This is a genomic window from Clostridiaceae bacterium, assembly GCA_012840395.1.
Classification (GTDB): Bacteria; Bacillota; Clostridia; order Acetivibrionales; family DULL01; genus DULL01.
Map to the genome: position 1 here is coordinate 41,873 of DULL01000110.1, position 17,872 is coordinate 59,744.

General features: G+C 34.0%; 14 protein-coding genes and 2 tRNA genes. 14 read left to right on the forward strand and 2 right to left on the reverse strand.

What is annotated here, in order from left to right:
• The first annotated feature begins 133 nt into the window (after positions 1–133).
• The 4 genes from GXX20_12095 (at position 134) to GXX20_12110 (ending at position 6,126) form a co-directional block, all read left to right on the forward strand.
• Positions 134–1,975, forward strand: a complete 1,842-nt coding sequence (locus tag GXX20_12095; GenBank protein ID HHW32390.1) for a sensor histidine kinase — start codon at positions 134–136, stop codon at positions 1,973–1,975.
• Positions 1,947–3,545, forward strand: a complete 1,599-nt coding sequence (locus tag GXX20_12100; protein ID HHW32391.1) for a response regulator — start codon at positions 1,947–1,949, stop codon at positions 3,543–3,545. The genes GXX20_12095 and GXX20_12100 overlap by 29 nt, the downstream gene beginning before the upstream one ends.
• Positions 3,546–3,662: 117 nt before the next feature.
• Positions 3,663–4,871 carry a F420-0--gamma-glutamyl ligase gene (locus GXX20_12105; protein HHW32392.1) on the forward strand — a complete coding sequence of 403 codons (1,209 nt, stop codon included), beginning with the start codon at positions 3,663–3,665 and terminating at the stop codon, positions 4,869–4,871.
• Between the two features lie 52 nt (positions 4,872–4,923).
• Positions 4,924–6,126: an HD domain-containing protein gene (locus GXX20_12110; GenBank protein HHW32393.1), complete on the forward strand. Its 1,203-nt coding sequence runs from the start codon at positions 4,924–4,926 to the stop codon at positions 6,124–6,126.
• Positions 6,127–6,140: 14 nt separating this feature from the next.
• On the opposite strand, the gene GXX20_12115 is transcribed toward GXX20_12110, so the two are convergent.
• The gene (locus GXX20_12115) at positions 6,141–6,932 is read right to left on the reverse strand and encodes an amidohydrolase (GenBank protein HHW32394.1); all 792 of its coding nucleotides are present in this window, start codon (positions 6,930–6,932) and stop codon (positions 6,141–6,143) included.
• Positions 6,933–7,241: 309 nt separating this feature from the next.
• On the opposite strand from GXX20_12115, the gene GXX20_12120 reads away from it, so the two are divergent.
• The 6 genes from GXX20_12120 (at position 7,242) to GXX20_12145 (ending at position 14,409) form a co-directional block, all read left to right on the forward strand.
• Positions 7,242–8,390, forward strand: coding sequence for an aminotransferase class V-fold PLP-dependent enzyme (locus GXX20_12120; GenBank protein ID HHW32395.1), 1,149 nt, complete (start codon positions 7,242–7,244; stop codon positions 8,388–8,390).
• A gap of 125 nt (positions 8,391–8,515) precedes the next feature.
• A tRNA-Pro gene (locus GXX20_12125) sits at positions 8,516–8,593 on the forward strand.
• 474 nt (positions 8,594–9,067) lie between these two features.
• A complete protein-coding gene (locus GXX20_12130) occupies positions 9,068–10,957 on the forward strand; it encodes a spore germination protein (GenBank protein HHW32396.1) in 1,890 nt (629 codons plus the stop codon).
• A complete protein-coding gene (locus GXX20_12135; protein HHW32397.1) occupies positions 10,947–12,068 on the forward strand; it encodes a GerAB/ArcD/ProY family transporter in 1,122 nt (373 codons plus the stop codon). The genes GXX20_12130 and GXX20_12135 overlap by 11 nt, the downstream gene beginning before the upstream one ends.
• A gap of 51 nt (positions 12,069–12,119) precedes the next feature.
• Positions 12,120–13,430, forward strand: a complete 1,311-nt coding sequence (locus tag GXX20_12140) for a Ger(x)C family spore germination protein (protein ID HHW32398.1) — start codon at positions 12,120–12,122, stop codon at positions 13,428–13,430.
• Positions 13,431–13,773: 343 nt separating this feature from the next.
• Positions 13,774–14,409, forward strand: a complete 636-nt coding sequence (locus tag GXX20_12145; protein ID HHW32399.1) for an HAD family phosphatase — start codon at positions 13,774–13,776, stop codon at positions 14,407–14,409.
• A 108-nt stretch (positions 14,410–14,517) separates the two neighbouring features.
• Here GXX20_12145 and GXX20_12150 read toward each other — a convergent pair.
• Positions 14,518–14,593 (reverse strand) — tRNA-Trp (locus tag GXX20_12150).
• Between the two features lie 217 nt (positions 14,594–14,810).
• Here GXX20_12150 and proC point away from each other — a divergent pair.
• The 4 genes from proC (at position 14,811) to xerD (ending at position 17,827) form a co-directional block, all read left to right on the forward strand.
• Complete coding sequence (proC, locus tag GXX20_12155) at positions 14,811–15,620, forward strand: pyrroline-5-carboxylate reductase (GenBank protein HHW32400.1); 810 nt, start codon at positions 14,811–14,813, stop codon at positions 15,618–15,620.
• Positions 15,617–16,060, forward strand: a complete 444-nt coding sequence (rnhA, locus tag GXX20_12160; protein ID HHW32401.1) for a ribonuclease HI — start codon at positions 15,617–15,619, stop codon at positions 16,058–16,060. The genes proC and rnhA overlap by 4 nt, the downstream gene beginning before the upstream one ends.
• A 69-nt stretch (positions 16,061–16,129) precedes the next feature.
• Positions 16,130–16,771: a stage II sporulation protein M gene (gene spoIIM, locus GXX20_12165; protein ID HHW32402.1), complete on the forward strand. Its 642-nt coding sequence runs from the start codon at positions 16,130–16,132 to the stop codon at positions 16,769–16,771.
• A gap of 171 nt (positions 16,772–16,942) precedes the next feature.
• Positions 16,943–17,827: a site-specific tyrosine recombinase XerD gene (gene xerD / locus GXX20_12170; GenBank protein ID HHW32403.1), complete on the forward strand. Its 885-nt coding sequence runs from the start codon at positions 16,943–16,945 to the stop codon at positions 17,825–17,827.
• Positions 17,828–17,872 lie beyond the last annotated feature (45 nt).

A 17,872-nucleotide genomic window follows, 5' to 3' on the forward strand; every position in this document is an offset into this window, starting at 1 on the left:
CTAGCTTATTTAACAGTTTTGCGTTAATTAACAATTTTCCTAAAAAAATGAGTGGGTGTACCCACTCATTTTTTTGATAAATACATATAATTTTGATAATATAATTATAGAATTATTTTGCGAAGGAATAGAAATGATTAAGAGATTAATCAGTTATTTTGAAAATCAGAGTCTAAAAAGAAAGCTACTGGAATTTTTTTTGATGGTATCTATGATACCTGCCATATTGCTGGGCTTTTTTTCATATAATATCTCTTCTAATCTGGAGAAGGAAAGAAGAATCGATGAAACAATTTATCAATTAAACAACATTAAAGAAAAGGTCACAGAATTATTAAAAGAAAAAGAATTGGTAGCTATAAGATTTTATTTGAACCGAAATGTAAGTGAAGTATTACAAAATTTTAACAACATAGATTATAACAGTCATGAAGTTTTGGTTGACAGTGGTAATGAGAATAATAGTGAAATAATTAAGAAAGTATTTGAACTTAAAAAAATGCTTTTCGATAATAAATTTATTGAAAATACCCATTCAATCTATATTATCAGTAATAACGGATACGTTTTTACAAGTGATATTAATCCAATATATGAACCTGAATATATATTGGATATCCTTTCTGATGATATACCTAGAGATGGAAGGAATTATAATTGGGGTAATATAAGAGAATTTGGAGAATATAAGGTAATTCCTTTAATAAGGCTCATTAAGGATAAATCAAATAAAAATACAATCGGATTTGTACTCTTAAATATCGAAGAAAAAGCTTTGTACAATATTTATAGCCAGGATTTAAAGAATATTTCAGATTCTATAGTAATACTGAATCAGAAAAACAACATAGTATCATGTAATGACAAGAGATTACTGGGCAAAAGTTTCGAGGAAGTATACTCTTTAAAAGATGGTTTTCCATCAAAATCCGGATACTTTACTTCAAAAATCAATAAGACAGAATACATTTTTATATATTCATCAGATGAAACAAATGGATGGAAATATGTAGGGGTGATGCCATTATCTAAAATTACTGCCTCTTCCAATAATATCAAAAAGATAACCATGATTCTGATTTTTGGCAGTATAGTCTTGTGTATTTTAATTTCTATATTTGTGACAAGCAGGGTTACCAAACCAATAGAAAAATTATCTGATATTATGGATAGCGCGGAAAGCGGGAATCTTGATGTTGATTTCAGTCCCAGATATAATGATGAAATAGGGAGACTTGCAAGAAGTTATAATAACATGGTAGAAAGATTGAGAATTTCAATCCAGGAAATATTTTATATCCAAAATAAAAAAAGAGAAGCAGAGTACAGGGCACTGGAATTTCAGATAAATCCGCACTTTTTGTACAATACCTTATCCTCAATAATATGGCTGACAAATAAAGGAGAAAAAGAAAGCGTAATTAATATGGCCAATTCCCTTTCAAATCTTTTCAGAATAAGTATTAGCAAGGGAAGAGATATGATTACTATCAGGGAGGAACTTGAGCATGTAAGAAATTATCTAGAAATTCAGAAAATAAGGTATTCAAATCAATTTAATTATATATTTGATATAGATCCGGATATCCTTGATTGTTATACGATTAAAATCATACTTCAGCCTTTGGTTGAAAATGCCATATATCATGGTATAAGGGAAAAAGATGTTGATGGTCTTATAACCATTACTGCCAGAAATGAAGATAATAAAAAGATAATTATTGAGGTAACAGATAACGGAGGAAATATAACCTGGGAACAGATAAATAATATTAATAGTTATTTGAAAAAAGGAGATAATGAAGGCAATCATGGGATAGGCCTAAGAAACGTAAACGAAAGGATAAAATATTATTTTGGAAAATCTTACGGCCTTTGCCTTGACAAGAAAGATAATAATACTGTTGCCAGAATAGAACTTCCGATATTAAGGGAGGTTAACAAGAATGTACAACATTTTAGTAGTCGAAGATGAACAGATTATGAGAGAGGGAATCGAAGAAATATTAAAGGAAAATAAAAACCTTAATGTATATACTGCAAGGAACGGTCAGGTAGCTCTTGAAATTATTGAAAACAATAACATCCATGGCATGATATTAGATATAAGGATGCCTAAAATGACAGGTATTGAGCTTTTGAAGGAACTTGACAGAAGAAATAAGAGAATAGAAACAATAATACTTAGTGGGCATGATGAATTTGAATATGCAAAAGAGGCAATGAAGTATGGTGCCATAGATTATATTTTAAAACCCTTTACTCCTGCTGATGTCAGTTATATTTCAGAGAAATTGTTATGTAGTATAGTGGCTAAAGAAAAAAAGGATAGAGAAATAGAACAACTCAGGGAACAAATAGAGAAGAATAAATCAGCTATACGAGAAAGGTTTTTTTATGATTTACTAAACAAGGGCATGAGTCAGGAAATTCTCCAGGAAAAGCTAAAATTTCTGGACATGGAATTAAAAGGAGAATTTTATCAGGTATTTGTAATAGAAATTGATGATGAAGATCAGATTATAAAATTAAAAAATGAAGAAAACTATCAGATTATTGTTATGTCGGTATATAACAGGTTAAAGAATTATGTTGACCGGATAGAGTACTGTGAGCTGTTCCATTTAAGTACTAATATTTTTGTAATATTATTTAATAATAATGTTCCGGAAAATAATGATGCAGTATATAGCGCTTTGGAAAAACTTCTAACAGAAGTAAGAGAACAACTAAATATATCTTTAAGTGTTGGGGTAGGAGAAATCCTGAAAGGAATCAAGCATATAAAAACCTCATATAATCAGGCTCTTCATGCTCTGAAATACAAGATTTTACTTGGAGGCGGAAATATAATAAATATATGGGATCTTGAAAAAAGTGACAATACACCTATAGCTGATTTTAATGAAGAAGAGTTTATTAGCAAGATAAAGCTAAATCAAACAGATGAAGTAATGAAGCTTCTTGATGATATCTTCCAAAGTGTGAAAAAGTCTCAGACAAGCTTAAATTTGTATAGTTTAAACCTGATATGTATGAGGATAATCACAGCTTGCCTTGTAGCTCTGGAAGAAACAAAAACTCCTATGGAAGATACCAGTGAAACTAAATGGTCAAATCCTTTCAATGATTTTTTTAAATTAAAAACTCTTGATGAGATTATTAACTGGACAAGTAAATTCGTTATAAATTGTATGGAACATCTGAAAAGAAACAGAGATAAAAAAAGCAAGAGTACAATAGAACATGCAAAAGATATAATACATAAGAACTTCAAGAAAGATTTGTCTCTTGCAGATATCGCAGGAGCCCTGCAGCTAAGCAAGAATTATTTCGGCCAGATTTTTAAAGAACAGATGGGCCTTACGGTCAATGAATACATAAACATGGTCAGAATAAAAAAGGCCAAAGAACTTCTGGAAAACAGCACACTCAGAGTATATGAAATTGCATACGAAGTAGGCTTCAATGATCATCATTATTTCAGTTCTGTATTTAAAAAAATTGTAGGGGTATCACCTACTGAATATAGAGAATTACTGTAATAATTGTTATTAATACTGGAACTTTTTTGCTTTTTAATGTTATAATATACTTTGCGATTAATGAGCAACCCATATAACGTTAAATATACAGCTTTAATCAGAGGAAGGAGTAAAAAGATGGCAAGAACTGTAGGAACTACTGTAAGAGGTATCAGAGCCCCAATATGCAAAGCAGGAGATAATTTGGTGGAAATAGTTGTAGAAAGTGTTTTGAACTCAATGAAGAGCGAAAATTTTCCGCTTAAAGACAGAGATATTATAGGTATTACAGAATCACTTGTAGCCAGGACTCAGGGCAATTATGCAACTATTTATGATATTGCCTGTGACATAAACAGTAAGTTTAAAGAAGATAATTTAGCTGTTTTATTCCCCTTATTGAGCAGGAATAGATTTTCTATAATATTAAGAGGAATTGCATTAACTGGGAAAAAATTATTTGTTGTACTAAACTATCCCTCTGATGAAGTTGGAAATAGTCTTATAGACGAAGAGTTGCTGGATGAACTTGACATAAATCCATATACGGATGTTTTGACAGAAAAAAAATTCAGGGAACTGTTTGGATATAATGCCAAACATCCAATTACCGGTGTGGATTATATTGAAGAATATAAGAAACTTGCAGTAAATGATAATATCGAAATAATCCTGGCCAATGACCCTAAAGTTGCTCTAAATTATACCAAAAACGTACTTGTGTCAAATATACATTCCAGAAACAGAACAAAAAAGATATTGAAAAAGGCTGGGGCTAAGACCGTATATAGCCTTGATGAAATATTAAACAAACCGGTTAATGGCAGTGGCTATAACGAAGAATTTGGGCTCCTTGGATCCAATAAGGCTACCGAAGAACAGATTAAGCTATTCCCAAGGGATTGCAAAAGGATAGTTGAGGAAATACAGAAATTAATGAGAATAAGGACAGGAAAGCATGTTGAGGTAATGGTTTATGGAGACGGAGCATATAAAGATCCGGCAACAAAAATATGGGAACTGGCAGATCCCGTAGTATCTCCGGGGTATACTGACGGACTGAACGGATATAGAAATGAAATAAAGCTTAAATATATAGCTGACAATGATTTGGGTACTTTAAATCAAAAAGACATGCAAAATGCCATTATACAAAAAATTAAAGAAAATGAAAGAATGAATGAAAATGAAAAATGCCCTACAAATAAAGAGTCATCTATGGGCACAACCCCAAGACAGATTACCAGCCTACTTGGGAGTCTTTGTGACCTTACAAGCGGAAGCGGAGATAAGGGTACCCCAATCATACTGATAAGCGGATACTTTGATAATTATGCCTCGGAATAAGAAGAAGCAAACTCGCTTCGTTGGAGATTAAACTACGGGGCAGGGAGGTTAAATGATTAATAAAGATTTCTTGCAGTTTTTATTTGAAGCTGCGTCCATGCAAAGATGGAATGACCACATAAGACCTCATAAAGGCTTTACTGAGTTAGATAAACAGGCTCAAAAAATGTTCTATGCCTATGTGCTGGCTAAATACGAAGAATCTGACAGGAAAGCTTCTATTAATTGGGTTAATCTTATTGAGGGCAGCATGTTCGAATTATTTCACAGGATATTACTGACTGATATTAAGCCTCCGATTTTTCACGAATTAATGGCAAAGAAGGAAAAACAGCTTAATCAATGGGTTATTGAAGGGCTTAGGAGCAAAGGTGTTTACGACATCAAAGGAAACTTTAAGGAAAAGATTAAAGAGTATTTTTTCAATCCTGGGTATAGTGCCATAGAAAAGAAAATATTAAAAGCTGCTCATTACATGGCAACAAATTGGGAATTTCAGATAGTATACAGATTAAGTTCAGGTTTTTGGGGCCTGGAAGAAACGAAAAATAGTATTGATAATGAACTTGAAGAACATTACGACCTGGCTGGTGTTCAAAGATTAAACATAGGGAAGAAAACAAAGGCGTTTCTTGATCTGATAGGTCAGCTCAGGTTCCAGCAAAGATGGGCACAGGCACCAAGAGTACCTGAGACTTCTGTTATGGGTCATATGCTGATAGTAGCAATCCTTTCATATGTTTTTACTGTTGAACTTGAAGGATGTAATAAAAGAATATATAACAATTATTTTGCAGGATTATTTCATGATCTGCCTGAAGTATTAACAAGAGATATAATTTCTCCTGTAAAGCGTTCTATCCAGGGATTAAGTGATGTTATAAAGGAAATTGAAGAAAGACAGGTAGAGGAAAAAATATTTCCTTTAATTCCTCAATCTTGGCATGATGAATTAAGATATTTTACTAAAGACGAATTTAAAAGTAAGATAATTAAAGAAGGCCAGATTATAGAAGTAGATTCCGAAGATATTAATAGAGAATATAATATTGATATGTATAATCCAATGGATGGCCAAATAATTGAAGTATGTGATAAATTATCCGCATATATGGAAGCATGTATGTCAATCAATCACGGAATAAAATCACCCTTCCTTGAAGAAGGAAGAAGAGTCATATTTGACAGATTTAAAGACAGCAAGGTGGCAGGAATAGATTTTGGCCAGCTATTCCGCAACATAATAGTACAGTAGCATTATACATGCAGTCATACAGAAGACAGCAGATTATTTATATTATCCCAAAATATCATTTTTCTCTCTGTTTCGGTCAGCTTCAGTTTAAGAAATCTATCAATCTCTTCTTCAAAGGACCACATGGGATAATCGCTTCCAAAAACAATTTTATCTATACCATGGGTTCTGATGATTTTTTCAGCGGTGGTGCTGTCCAGTATCATCAGACTGCTGGAGGTATCCATATATAAATTTTTGCCAGCCAGGAATTCTAACGACTCATCCCACATGCTATATCCCCCTAAGTGGGCAGCAATAACCTGCAGCTTAGGAAATTGATCTATTATTTTTGCTAAACGGGCAGGAGAAGAAGAGTTCTTGTTTTTATCGCCCATATGCACAAGAAGGGGGAGTCTTCCTTCTACTGCTTTATATAGAGGTATCATTCTGTCTTCATCCAAATAAAATTCCTGAAATTCGGGATGCATTTTTATGCCCTTTATACCCATACTAATCATTCTATCAATTTCTTCTTCAATATTTTCCATGTCAGGATGAAGAGTGCCAAAACCAGTAAAACAATCATATTGTGAAATTAACAGGGATATGAAATCATTAATGGGCTTAACCTGTTCAGGCTTTGTTGCAGTAGAATGGACCAGGTATCTTGATATTCCGGCTTTTGTACCTTTTTCCAGAAGATCAGATATGGTACCGCTGCCTTGCATCGTGATACCATAGTATTTACTTATAGCGTCAACTGCCTTATCTGCTATTTTATCAGGATATATATGTACATGAGCGTCCATTATTTTATATTGCATCAATATGTATCATCCTTTTTTGTATATTTAAAAGCTTGGTTTATAAGAAATTTTAACACAATTAATCACCGGGTACAAGCAAACTCGCTTCGCCCGGGGATTCAGCGGGGGTCTTGTAATCTCCCGCTGAACAAGATTTTTATTATATTTTGTATCAATTCAGCATGGATGAGCGCTACTTTTTGAAGATATTTGCATTAATGCAGACAAATAATTTTGTGAACAATACAATGCTGAATACATAATATATCATATACCTGTTGTTTTTTTATCTAAAAAATACTGAGTTTATCCAGGAGGAAAAAGGATATGGTCTATTTGGATAATGCTGCAACGTCATTCCCCAAGCCTGAAGAAGTATATACTGCCATAGATAAATGTTTAAGAGAGTTTTGTGCAAATCCGGGGAGAGGAGGGCACAGGATGGCTTTGGCATCAGCCAGGGCTGTTATGGAAGCCAGAGAAGAAATATCTCAATTCTTCAACATAGATGATCCTTTAAGAATATGCTTTACAAAGAATGCTACTGAAGCCTTAAATATTGCTATAAAATCATTCCTTTCGGCCGGAGACCATGTAATTACCACCTGCATGGAGCATAATTCGGTTATAAGGCCGCTGAAAGGTCTGGAAAAAGATAAAGGTATAGAATTGACTATATTGGAAGAAGATGACCCCTATGGGCTGATCAGTCCGGAGGCTTTTAGAAAAGCTATAAAAGAAAATACGAAATTGATAATATCTACCCTCTCTTCCAATGTTAATGGCATAATCATGCCTGTAAAAGAAATAGGGAGAATAGCAAGAGAACATAATATTGTATTTTTATTGGACGCTTCTCAGGGTGCAGGGACAATTGGCATTGACGTAAAGGAAATGAATATTGATTTGCTTGCTTTTCCAGGACATAAAGGACTCCTTGGCCCCCAAGGAACAGGAGGACTTTATGTAAGACAGGGACTCTCAGTTAAGACTCTTCTTGAAGGTGGAACGGGGAGCAGTTCAATTAAGCTTATACAACCTCAGGATATGCCTGATTATCTGGAAAGTGGAACATTAAACACCCCTGGCATTATAGGGCTTGGTGCTGGTATTAGGTTTATTAGGAGGCTAGGTATTGATTATATAAGATCTCATAAAAATAATCTGGTCAAAAATCTTGTTAATGGTATAAAAGATATTAAAGGGATAAAGTTGTACAGCAGCGATGATTACGAAAATAATTCCGGTATTGTTGCTCTTAATATCGGGAATGTTAATTCAAACCAGGTAAGTTATGAACTTGATAAGAATTTTGATATTGCGACAAGAGGAGGTCTCCATTGTTCACCACTTGCCCATAAAAAACTTGCAACACTGGAACAAGGAATTGTAAGGTTAAGTGTAGGAGTATTCAATACAGTAGAGGAAATAAAATATACAATAAATGCTTTGAAAAGAATATCTGAACTGATTTAACTTAGCGTAGTGAAGATTAACCTAGATTGAATTAGTCTAGACCAGTTTAATTATTGTTTTTATGTTTTTTGAATGTTGTCAGTCTTTACAAAAACTATCCTATGTGCTATAATTTAAATTCGTTACGGGGTGTAGCTCAGTTTGGCTAGAGTGCTTGCTTGGGGTGCAAGAGGTCGCTGGTTCAAGTCCAGTCACTCCGACCATATTAAAGACAAGGGTTTAAAAGATTAAATCTTTGTCTTTTTTTATTTTTATTCAAATTAATTCGAAAAATCCATATAAAATCCATAGTGAGTCTAATAGAATCCAGAAACTATATTCAGAATATTTTATTTACAAATTATGAATAATATATATGATTCAAATACTATAAAACCATCAGAGAAAGAAATCACCATTATTTATCAATTATGGGAGAAGAGAATGCTATGCCTGTAATTAAAAAGTTTCTTAAAAAATATTTACTTTTTAGCGAACCGGATAACGCCGATGATTTTTCCATGGGTGAGTCCCTGGAGGAAATAAGCAGATATGACAGAAGCTCAATAAGCAAAAAGAATAAAGACTCCAGGGGGAAAATTGAAAAACAGGATTATGTTAACCGAAGCCCGGATACTGATTCGGATCAAAAAGAAAAGGCAGAGGGTAAAGAGGAAGAATCTGATACAAAAAAGAGAATGATTCCATTGAAAACTATTAAAGAGCCAGATATAAAGCTTTCTTATTATAGCACAAAAAATAATACAGAAAATAATTATCTTAAAACCGGAAAAGAAAATGATAATGGTGAAACGGAAAAAACAAAGCCTGCAGGAGATGAAGCTAATTCAGGTGAAAAAATAAAAGAAGGCAAGAATAAAGATGAAAATAAACAAAATGACAAAAAGAATCATAATAAAGAAGATGCCGGCAAAAATGCTTCTGGTAAAAAAAATGAAGACGAAAAAAATGAAGATAAAGAAAATGGAGAGGAAAGCAGTAAAGAAAAAAGTAGGGGATATGACAAAAACCAGGCCGAAAGTGAAACTGAAATTAGTAAAAATTTAAGTGAAAACCTTAATTTCATTAAAAAAGTGTATAGTATACCCACTAATAGCGATATTGTACTGAGGGAATTCGAAATAGCATTAAAAGAAGAAACTGTTAAAGCTTTTGCTATTTTTTTTGATGGAATGGTTGATAGAATGGTAATTAACATGGCTATACTTGAGCCATTAATGTTGCTGTCAAATTTGCCTGTTAAGGGCAGCGATAAAGATATTACGGAATATATAATGAAACATCTTATGCCTCATACTCAACTAAAAGTAACAAAGAAATACGGCGATGTTATAAAAGAAGTAAATTTCGGAGGCTGCGGAGTTTTTATAGATGGTTTTGGTGTTGCTATTGCAGCTGATACTAAAGGTTGGGAGCACAGAGGAGTAGACAGGCCAAATACTGAACTTGTAATCAGGGGACCTCAGGAAGGATTTACTGAACTATTGAGGGTTAATACCGCTTTGCTAAGAAAAATACTTAAAGATAGTGATTTAATCGCAGAGAGCATAAATATTGGCCTGAGGAGTCAGACTTCATGCGCCATGATGTATATTAAAGATATTGCAAATGATGGTCTGGTGGATGAAGTAAGAAAAAGACTTAAAAGCATAAAAACTGATTATATATTTGACTCAGGTGAATTAGAACAATATATAGAGGATAGTGCTTTTTTCCCCATGCCTCAGGTAATTGCCACCGAAAGGCCTGACAGGGTTGCTTCTCTGCTTGCGGAAGGAAGAGTTGCTATAATAGTGGACGGGAGCCCGTTTGTACTTGTTGTGCCCGCTACGTTTGCAACCTTGCTTCATTCCCCTGAAGACATTTACTCCAGATTTCCCTATGGAAATTTTCACAAGATAATTAGATTGCTTGCAATTTTTCTATCAATATTTCTCCCGGGATTATATATTGCAATAACCAATTATCATCAGGAAATGATACCAACCGATTTATTGCTGGCAATAGCTGCCTCAAGGGAAAAAGTCCCTTTCCCTTCTGTATTAGAAATTTTGATTATGGAAATTTCTTTTGAACTTATAAGGGAGGCAGGTATAAGAATTCCGGGACCGATTGGTCCAACATTAGGCATAATAGGAGCTTTAATACTTGGACAGGCAGCGGTTGCTGCAAATATTGTCAGCCCTATTCTAATTATTATAGTAGCTGTTACAGGAATAGGGTCCTTTGGGGTACCTAACTTTTCTTCCGCCTTTTCTTTTAGAATTACGCGTTTTTTTTATATAATTCTTGGATCCATGGCAGGATTTTTAGGCATTACGGTAGGACTCTTCATTCATTTTATCTGGCTTGTGAGCTTTAATTCATTTGGAATTCCATTTATGGTACCTTTTGCTCCAAGAACTGTAAAAACATCACATGAGTCTTTCACAAGAAGGCCTGTTTGGAAACAGGAGAGAAGGCCGGATTATTTAAATCCAAAAGATATATACAGTCAGCCTGAAAAAAGCAGGGGATGGGTAAGATCAAATTCTAAAGGTGAAAGGGCAGATAAAGATGAAAAATAGATTGAAATTTGGTGTATTTGAAGGCGCCAGCTTCATATTAGTTGCTTTATGTACACAGGTTTTTCTTAATTTTCCCAGGATAATGCTGGAGGATGCGGGTACCGCTGGATGGATGCTTGCTGTGTACATATCTTTAATTGTATATATCCTGGTGATTATAATAACCAGGCTTTATTCACCTTTTGGAGGCATGGACTTAATTGATATAGCAGAAGCTGCAGGAGGCAAAATAACCAAAGTATTGGTAGGTATTATAATTACAATACATTTTGTATCTATATTGGCACTTGTATTAAGAGAATTTAGTGAAGACTTGAAAATCATAGCTCTTCAAGTATCACCAATAAGCTATGTAACAGCATTCTTTGCTATTGGCATGTTAATAGGAGCTTACGCTGGTATAGTGCCAATAGTACGGTTATGTACATTAGCAGTACCGGTTATCACTTTGGGATATTTAATCATCATCATCGGAATGTTCCCATATTATGACATAACCAGGATTCTGCCTTTATTTGGTAATGGCCTGAAAAATATATTTATTAATGGAATTCAAAGAATATCAAATTATTCAGGATTAATTGCCTTATTCATAATTGCACCATTTCTTAAAACTAAAGAGAACTTGAATAAAGTAGCCTATATAGGTACTGCTATGGCAGCGGTTGTATTAATAATATCTACATTTGTTTATTCAATAGTAGTACCTTATCCTATTTCCATTGTAGAATTCTTACCGATATACCATCTTGCAAGAATATTCTATTTTGGACTGTTTTTCCAAAGAATTGAATCAATATTTATTATCATATGGGTTATGGCAGCATTGCTTTATTTAAGTGCAGGGCTGTATATGTTAGCTCATATTTTCAGAAAAACCTTTAATCTGAGATATTATAAGCCTCTATTGATGCCATTTACTATAATACTATTCACTTTAAGCCTTATGCCTCAAAATCTTTTATCTACAATTGATATAGAAACCCAATACTTCAGAAGATATGCATGGATGGTAACATTTGCAATGGTAATTCTGTTGCTTATTATAGCCAGAATGAGAATAAAATCAGGATCAGTAAGAAATAAAAAAGTGATAAGAGAGAAAAAATAGTTTGAGTTTGCTAAATATTTGCAGAATGTTTATTAAGGAGTAAGTAATAATATGAAAAAAACAACATTTATTAAAACAATTGGTTTAATAATAGTTTTAATCATGTTTTCTGTAATTTTTTCTGGTTGTTTTGACAGAAGAGAAGTTGATGAACTGGCTTATGTAATGGCACTGGGTTTAGATAAAGGAACTACTAACAAAATAAGAATGACTTTACAAATAGCTGTACCTAAATCAATTTCTGGAGGCGGAACTGGTGGAGAAGGTGGTGGAGGTGGAAAATCGTACATTATAACAACTCTTGAGGTGCCGGCTATTTATTCAGGATTAAATATGGCAAATAGCTATATAGGGCGGGAAATTGATGTATCTCATGCGAAAGTTATAATTTTTTCAGAGGAACTGGCAAGAGAAGGAATAATGAGGTATATCCATGCTCTTATGAGAGGTAAGGAATTCAGAGGTAATATATATATGGCCGTTTCCAGAGGTTCTGCTGAAGAATATATAAGAAATGTTGATCCGAAATTGGAGATAAGTCCCGCCAGATATTATGAGATGATATTCAGAGGGCATAAACATACAGGTTTTGGAACCAATACCCAGCTTATATCTTTCTATAACAGAGCTGAATCTACAACAGGGGAAGCTGTGATGATAATGGCTGGAGTTTCTAAATATGAAGATTCAGATGAATTTTCACTTGAAGAGTCTACTTATGAAGAAAAGGGAAGACCTAACCCCTTTGAAGGTGATTATATGGCAGGAGATATGCCTAAAGTCGGTGAATTGAAATCAGAATTAATGGGGCTGGCAGTCTTTGATGGATGGAGAATGGTAGGAGAATTAGATGGTGAGGAAGCCTTGTATTATCTAATGGTAACAGGAGAATATGGTGAATCTTTTATAACTGTTCAGGATCCTATTGTAGAAGAACACGTTGTGATTCTGAGTACCAGGCAAAATGAAAAACCTTTTTATAAAGTAGAAATAGTAAATGGCAATCCTTTAATAAGTTTAAAAATTTATCTTGAAGCAGATATTATTTCAATTCAAAGCGGCTTTAATTATGAAAGTACTGGAAACCTTCCTATATTAGAAAAAACTGCAGAAGAGCAGATAAAACAGGGAATAATAAGGCTGCTTAAAAAAACAGCAGAAGAAATGAAATGTGATATATTTCATTTTGGAAAACTGCTAAAGATTAAGTTTCTTACATGGGAGGAATGGAAGAAATTCGGGTGGCTGGATAGATATAAAGACGCTTTATTTGATGTTGAAGTATCTTTAAAAATCAGAAGACCTGGATTAATGATTAGATCTATTCCAGGACAGGCCTCGGAAGAAAGGGAGCTGAACTGATTTGACATTTGGAAGGTTTTTAGCCATTATTCTTATACTCGGGGTATTTGTTCATACTGTAAGTTTTGGAGCATGGAACTGGAAAAAAAATAAGAATAAATTTGGTGCTGTCATTGTAATGTTACTGGCATTGATTTCATTAATAATGCCTATATTTATAATGCTATTTAGGGTTAGATAAATATAAAAGTATAATATCCTTTGGTAGTCTTACTAATATTGGATGGGTATTAAATACTTTAAGGTTATGCAGAATGTTTCCTTTAACTGATTTTGATGATAAAATAGGTATCAGCATGCATCAGTTAGGTACAGACAAATTTATTAAGGGAGGTTCTGCATAATGAAGGCAGTTATTTTTGATGTTGATGGTACAATACTTGATACAGAAAGGATATATATCTGGGCATGGCAGAAAGCAGCTGCTGAAATGGGTTTTACGTTAACGATGGATACTCTGATGAAAACCAGGGCTATTCCATCTGACAAAGCCAGATTAATAATGGAAGAGGCAATTCCTGGCTTCCCCTTTGAAGAAGTGAGAAAAGAACGTGTTCGCCTGGCTGAAGAGGAATTTGAAAAAAATGGAATTCTTATAAAACCCGGTTTCCATACTCTCATGGCTGTTATTAAAGAAAAAAATTTTCCATGTGCTGTAGCCTCTTCTACAGCCAGGGATAAGACCATACATCATTTGAATATTGCCGGTATAATAGACAGATTTGGTGCAATCGTGGGAGGGGATGAGGTTGAAAATGGAAAGCCGTCACCGGATATTTTCCTGAAAGCCGCAGAGAAACTTGGAGTCAGACCTGAAGACTGCATTGTCATTGAGGACAGCAAAGCTGGACTTAAAGGGGCAAAAGCTGCAGGTATGCTTCCTGTTATGGTACCTGATATAGTAAAACCTGATGAGGAAATCCGTTCGATTGCGGCATATATATTTGAAAACCTTGAAGAGGTTTCTGAAATTCTATGATGATTGGGTATTATTATAAGTATTCTTTCAGAAAAAGTTGACGAGCATGTTAAAATTCAGGTTAAATAAAATAAAAAAAGTATCAAAGCTTTAAAGCTTTGATACTTCTGGCAGGGGCAGCAGGACTTGAACCCGCAGCCAACGGTTTTGGAGACCGCTACTCTACCAATTGAGCTATACCCCTTCAAGTGACATTAAAAAGTATACTATACCGGATTGTAGATTGTCAATAGGATGAATTTCAATTTTCTTTGGCCAATATTTAGATCTTATGTAGATTTTTCCTGTTATTATGATATTATAGGAAATAGTTATAGCAAATAAAACATTAAGGTATAATTGTAAAATATAACAGGTTTAAAATAAAGTACAACCTTTTTGCGTCAGATAGGAGTGAAAGCATGTCAATTACTTTGGGCCTTATTGGATCGGGAAATATGGGATCCGCATTAATAAAAGGAATTATAGCTTCAAAGATACTTGAAGCAGAAAAAATATACGTATCAGATATAGACAGAAATAAATCTTCTAAATTATGTGAAGAAACAGGTGTCAATCTGTTAAATAGCAATTCAGAAGTAATAGATAAATCAAGTATTATTGTTCTCGCGGTTAAACCAAAGACTGTTGAAGCAGCACTTATGGACTGCAAACACAAGTTTAGTCCTGAGAAAATACTGGTATCAGTTGCTGCAGGAGTTCCTATTAAACGTTATAAAGAAATTTTAGGAAAGGATAAAAAAATAATAAGGGCAATGCCGAATACTCCTGCTCTTGTCAGGGAGGGAATGACTTTACTTTCTCCCTGCAGTGAAATTAAAGAGGAAGAATTAAAAACTGTCAGGGATTTATTTAACTGTGTAGGAAAAACAGAAATTTTAAACGAAAATCTTATGTGTGAAGTAATTGCCCTTACATCCAGCAGTCCTGCCTATGTTTTTATGCTTATTGAGGCTATGGCTGACGGAGCGGTATTGTCAGGTATACCCCGTGAGCTTTCATACAAATTGGCTGCCCAGGCAGTTTTAGGTTCTGCCAGGATGGTTCTTGAAACCTCCCAGCATCCCGGAGTACTTAAAGATCAGGTATGCTCCCCTGCGGGTACTACTATAGAGGCTGTAGCAAAACTTGAAGAGTATGCCTTCAGATCTTCAATCATTGAAGCAATGAGAGAATGTACCAGAAGGGCACGGGAATTGGAAAACTCATGAAAAAAGTAACTATTTATACCGACGGCGCTTGTTCAGGAAATCCTGGAGCCGGAGGCTGGGGAGCAATATTAAAATATGGAGAACATGAAAAAGAAATTTCAGGTTTTAAAGATAATACAACTAACAATCAAATGGAACTGCTAGCAGCGGTGGAAGCACTTAAATGCCTGAAGTTTCCCTGTGAGGTTGAGTTATATAGCGATAGTTCCTATTTGATTAATGGGTTCACTGAAAAATGGTTGGATAAATGGAAAGCAAATGGATGGAAAACATCATCCAAAGATGATGTAAAAAATGTAGAATTATGGATGGAGCTTGACAGGCTGAATAAAATACATAACATAAAGTGGATAAAAGTAAAAGGACATGCCGATAATGAGTATAATAACAGATGTGATAAACTTGCTACAAACGAAATATCAAAAAACCGCAATAAATAGTTTATAGTAATTTTTTTTGTATGTACTGCATAGTATTCATAGTAAAGAGGTTTATGAAGGAGTAAAGCTTTGTTGTACAGAATACAGGAAGTAATTGCAGTACATATAAAGAACTATTCTAACAGATACATAATGCTTATAATGGCTCTAGTTACAGGTATTTCAGCAGGAGCTTTTACTGTAAACGGGTTAAGTGCAATACAAAGGGAAGAACTTACAAATTATATACATGGATTTCTTAGTCTTATGGATAATCAGGTTATTGATAGTAATGAGCTCCTGAGGCTGGCAATGTTGGAGAATGCAAAAATTGTCCTGATTTTATGGACTTTGGGTGTCATGATAATTGGCATACCATTTATTTTTGCTGTCATTGGTATTAAAGGTTTCATTGTCGGATTCAGTTCAGGTATTATTATCAAAACTCTGGGATTTAAAGGTATTTTGTTTTCACTATTTGCTTTACTTCCGAAAGAAGTTCTGATATTACCTGCATTAATTGCTATCGGAGTAAATGGAATGAACTTTTCTATAAACATTATTAAAAATAAGTCGATAAAACATATGTTTAAAGAAAATCTTAAAGCAGATTTTTTTGCCTATTGTTTTGTTACTTTATTTTTTTCGTTATTTATAGTATTGGGCACCTTGGTGGAAGCTTACATAACCCCGGTACTGATTAGAATAATATCACCAATATTTACTAAATAATGTATATTTATGTTATTTATTGTTAATAATATAACTGAAAACAAATAAGTTTAAATAATTAATAATTAGGAAATATAGTAAATTTTTGAATTAAATGTATAATTATATAAGGAATTAAACTATTATACAGTTTAGCTGCTATACAAATTGGAAAGAAGGGGTAGTTGAAGGATGGAAGCTTTGATAAAAGAATACATGAATTTTCTGGAAAAGGATAAGCAACTGTCACATAATACACTGCAGTCCTACAAGAGAGATATAGAACAATACCTTACATATCTACAGCAGATAAATCTAAATAATATTTCAAATACAACCAAAACAACAATACTTACTTATCTGATGTATTTGCAGAAAAAGGGCAGGGCTACATCGACAGTATCCAGAAACTTAGCTTCAATCAGATCGTTTTATCAGTTCATAGCAAAGAATAAAGCAATAGACCATGATCCTACTTCTGATCTTGAATCACCTAAAGTAGAGAAAAAGCTCCCGCAAATATTATCAACCCAGGAAGTGGAACTTCTTCTGGAACAGCCTAAATGCAAAGACTTAAAAGGATACAGAGATAAGGCAATGCTGGAACTTCTTTATGCAACGGGTATCAGGGTGTCTGAACTGATATCTCTTGATCTATCTGATATCAACCTCCAGGGTGGATATATAAGGTGTAATAAGGGAGCAAGGGAAAGAACGATACCAATAGGTTCTATTGCCGCAGAAGCCTTGCAGGAGTATATAGAAAAGGCAAGAGTGCATTTAGTAAAAGACAGCAACAATCAAGCACTTTTTGTCAACGTAAATGGAGGCAGGCTTACCAGGCAGGGTTTCTGGAAGATTATAAAACTTTACAAAAACCAGGCAAAGATAAATAAGGATATAACACCTCACACTCTTAGGCACTCCTTTGCGGCACACTTGCTTGAGAATGGGGCTGATTTAAGGTCAATACAGGAAATGCTGGGCCATTCAGATATTTCATCTACACAAATATACGCCCAGTTAGCAAAAAACAGGATAAAAGAAGTATATAAGAAAACCCATCCAAGGGCATAATTTTATTTCACGGCATAAGTATATTCTAAAATGCAAAAAAGTATT

Bases quoted from the DNA above. Each gene is read 5' to 3' on its own strand.
- GXX20_12135 (HHW32397.1), top strand. From the start codon at position 10,947: ATGAAAAATAGATTGAAATTTGGTGTATTTGAAGGCGCCAGCTTCATA.
- GXX20_12130 (HHW32396.1), top strand. From the start codon at position 9,068: ATGATTCCATTGAAAACTATTAAAGAGCCAGATATAAAGCTTTCTTAT.
- rnhA (HHW32401.1), top strand. From the start codon at position 15,617: ATGAAAAAAGTAACTATTTATACCGACGGCGCTTGTTCAGGAAATCCT.
- GXX20_12115 (HHW32394.1), bottom strand. From the start codon at position 6,932: ATGCAATATAAAATAATGGACGCTCATGTACATATATATCCTGATAAA.
- GXX20_12145 (HHW32399.1), top strand. From the start codon at position 13,774: ATGAAGGCAGTTATTTTTGATGTTGATGGTACAATACTTGATACAGAA.
- GXX20_12100 (HHW32391.1), top strand. From the start codon at position 1,947: ATGTACAACATTTTAGTAGTCGAAGATGAACAGATTATGAGAGAGGGA.
- proC (HHW32400.1), top strand. From the start codon at position 14,811: ATGTCAATTACTTTGGGCCTTATTGGATCGGGAAATATGGGATCCGCA.
- GXX20_12095 (HHW32390.1), top strand. From the start codon at position 134: ATGATTAAGAGATTAATCAGTTATTTTGAAAATCAGAGTCTAAAAAGA.
- xerD (HHW32403.1), top strand. From the start codon at position 16,943: ATGGAAGCTTTGATAAAAGAATACATGAATTTTCTGGAAAAGGATAAG.
- GXX20_12105 (HHW32392.1), top strand. From the start codon at position 3,663: ATGGCAAGAACTGTAGGAACTACTGTAAGAGGTATCAGAGCCCCAATA.
- GXX20_12120 (HHW32395.1), top strand. From the start codon at position 7,242: ATGGTCTATTTGGATAATGCTGCAACGTCATTCCCCAAGCCTGAAGAA.
- GXX20_12110 (HHW32393.1), top strand. From the start codon at position 4,924: ATGATTAATAAAGATTTCTTGCAGTTTTTATTTGAAGCTGCGTCCATG.
- GXX20_12140 (HHW32398.1), top strand. From the start codon at position 12,120: ATGAAAAAAACAACATTTATTAAAACAATTGGTTTAATAATAGTTTTA.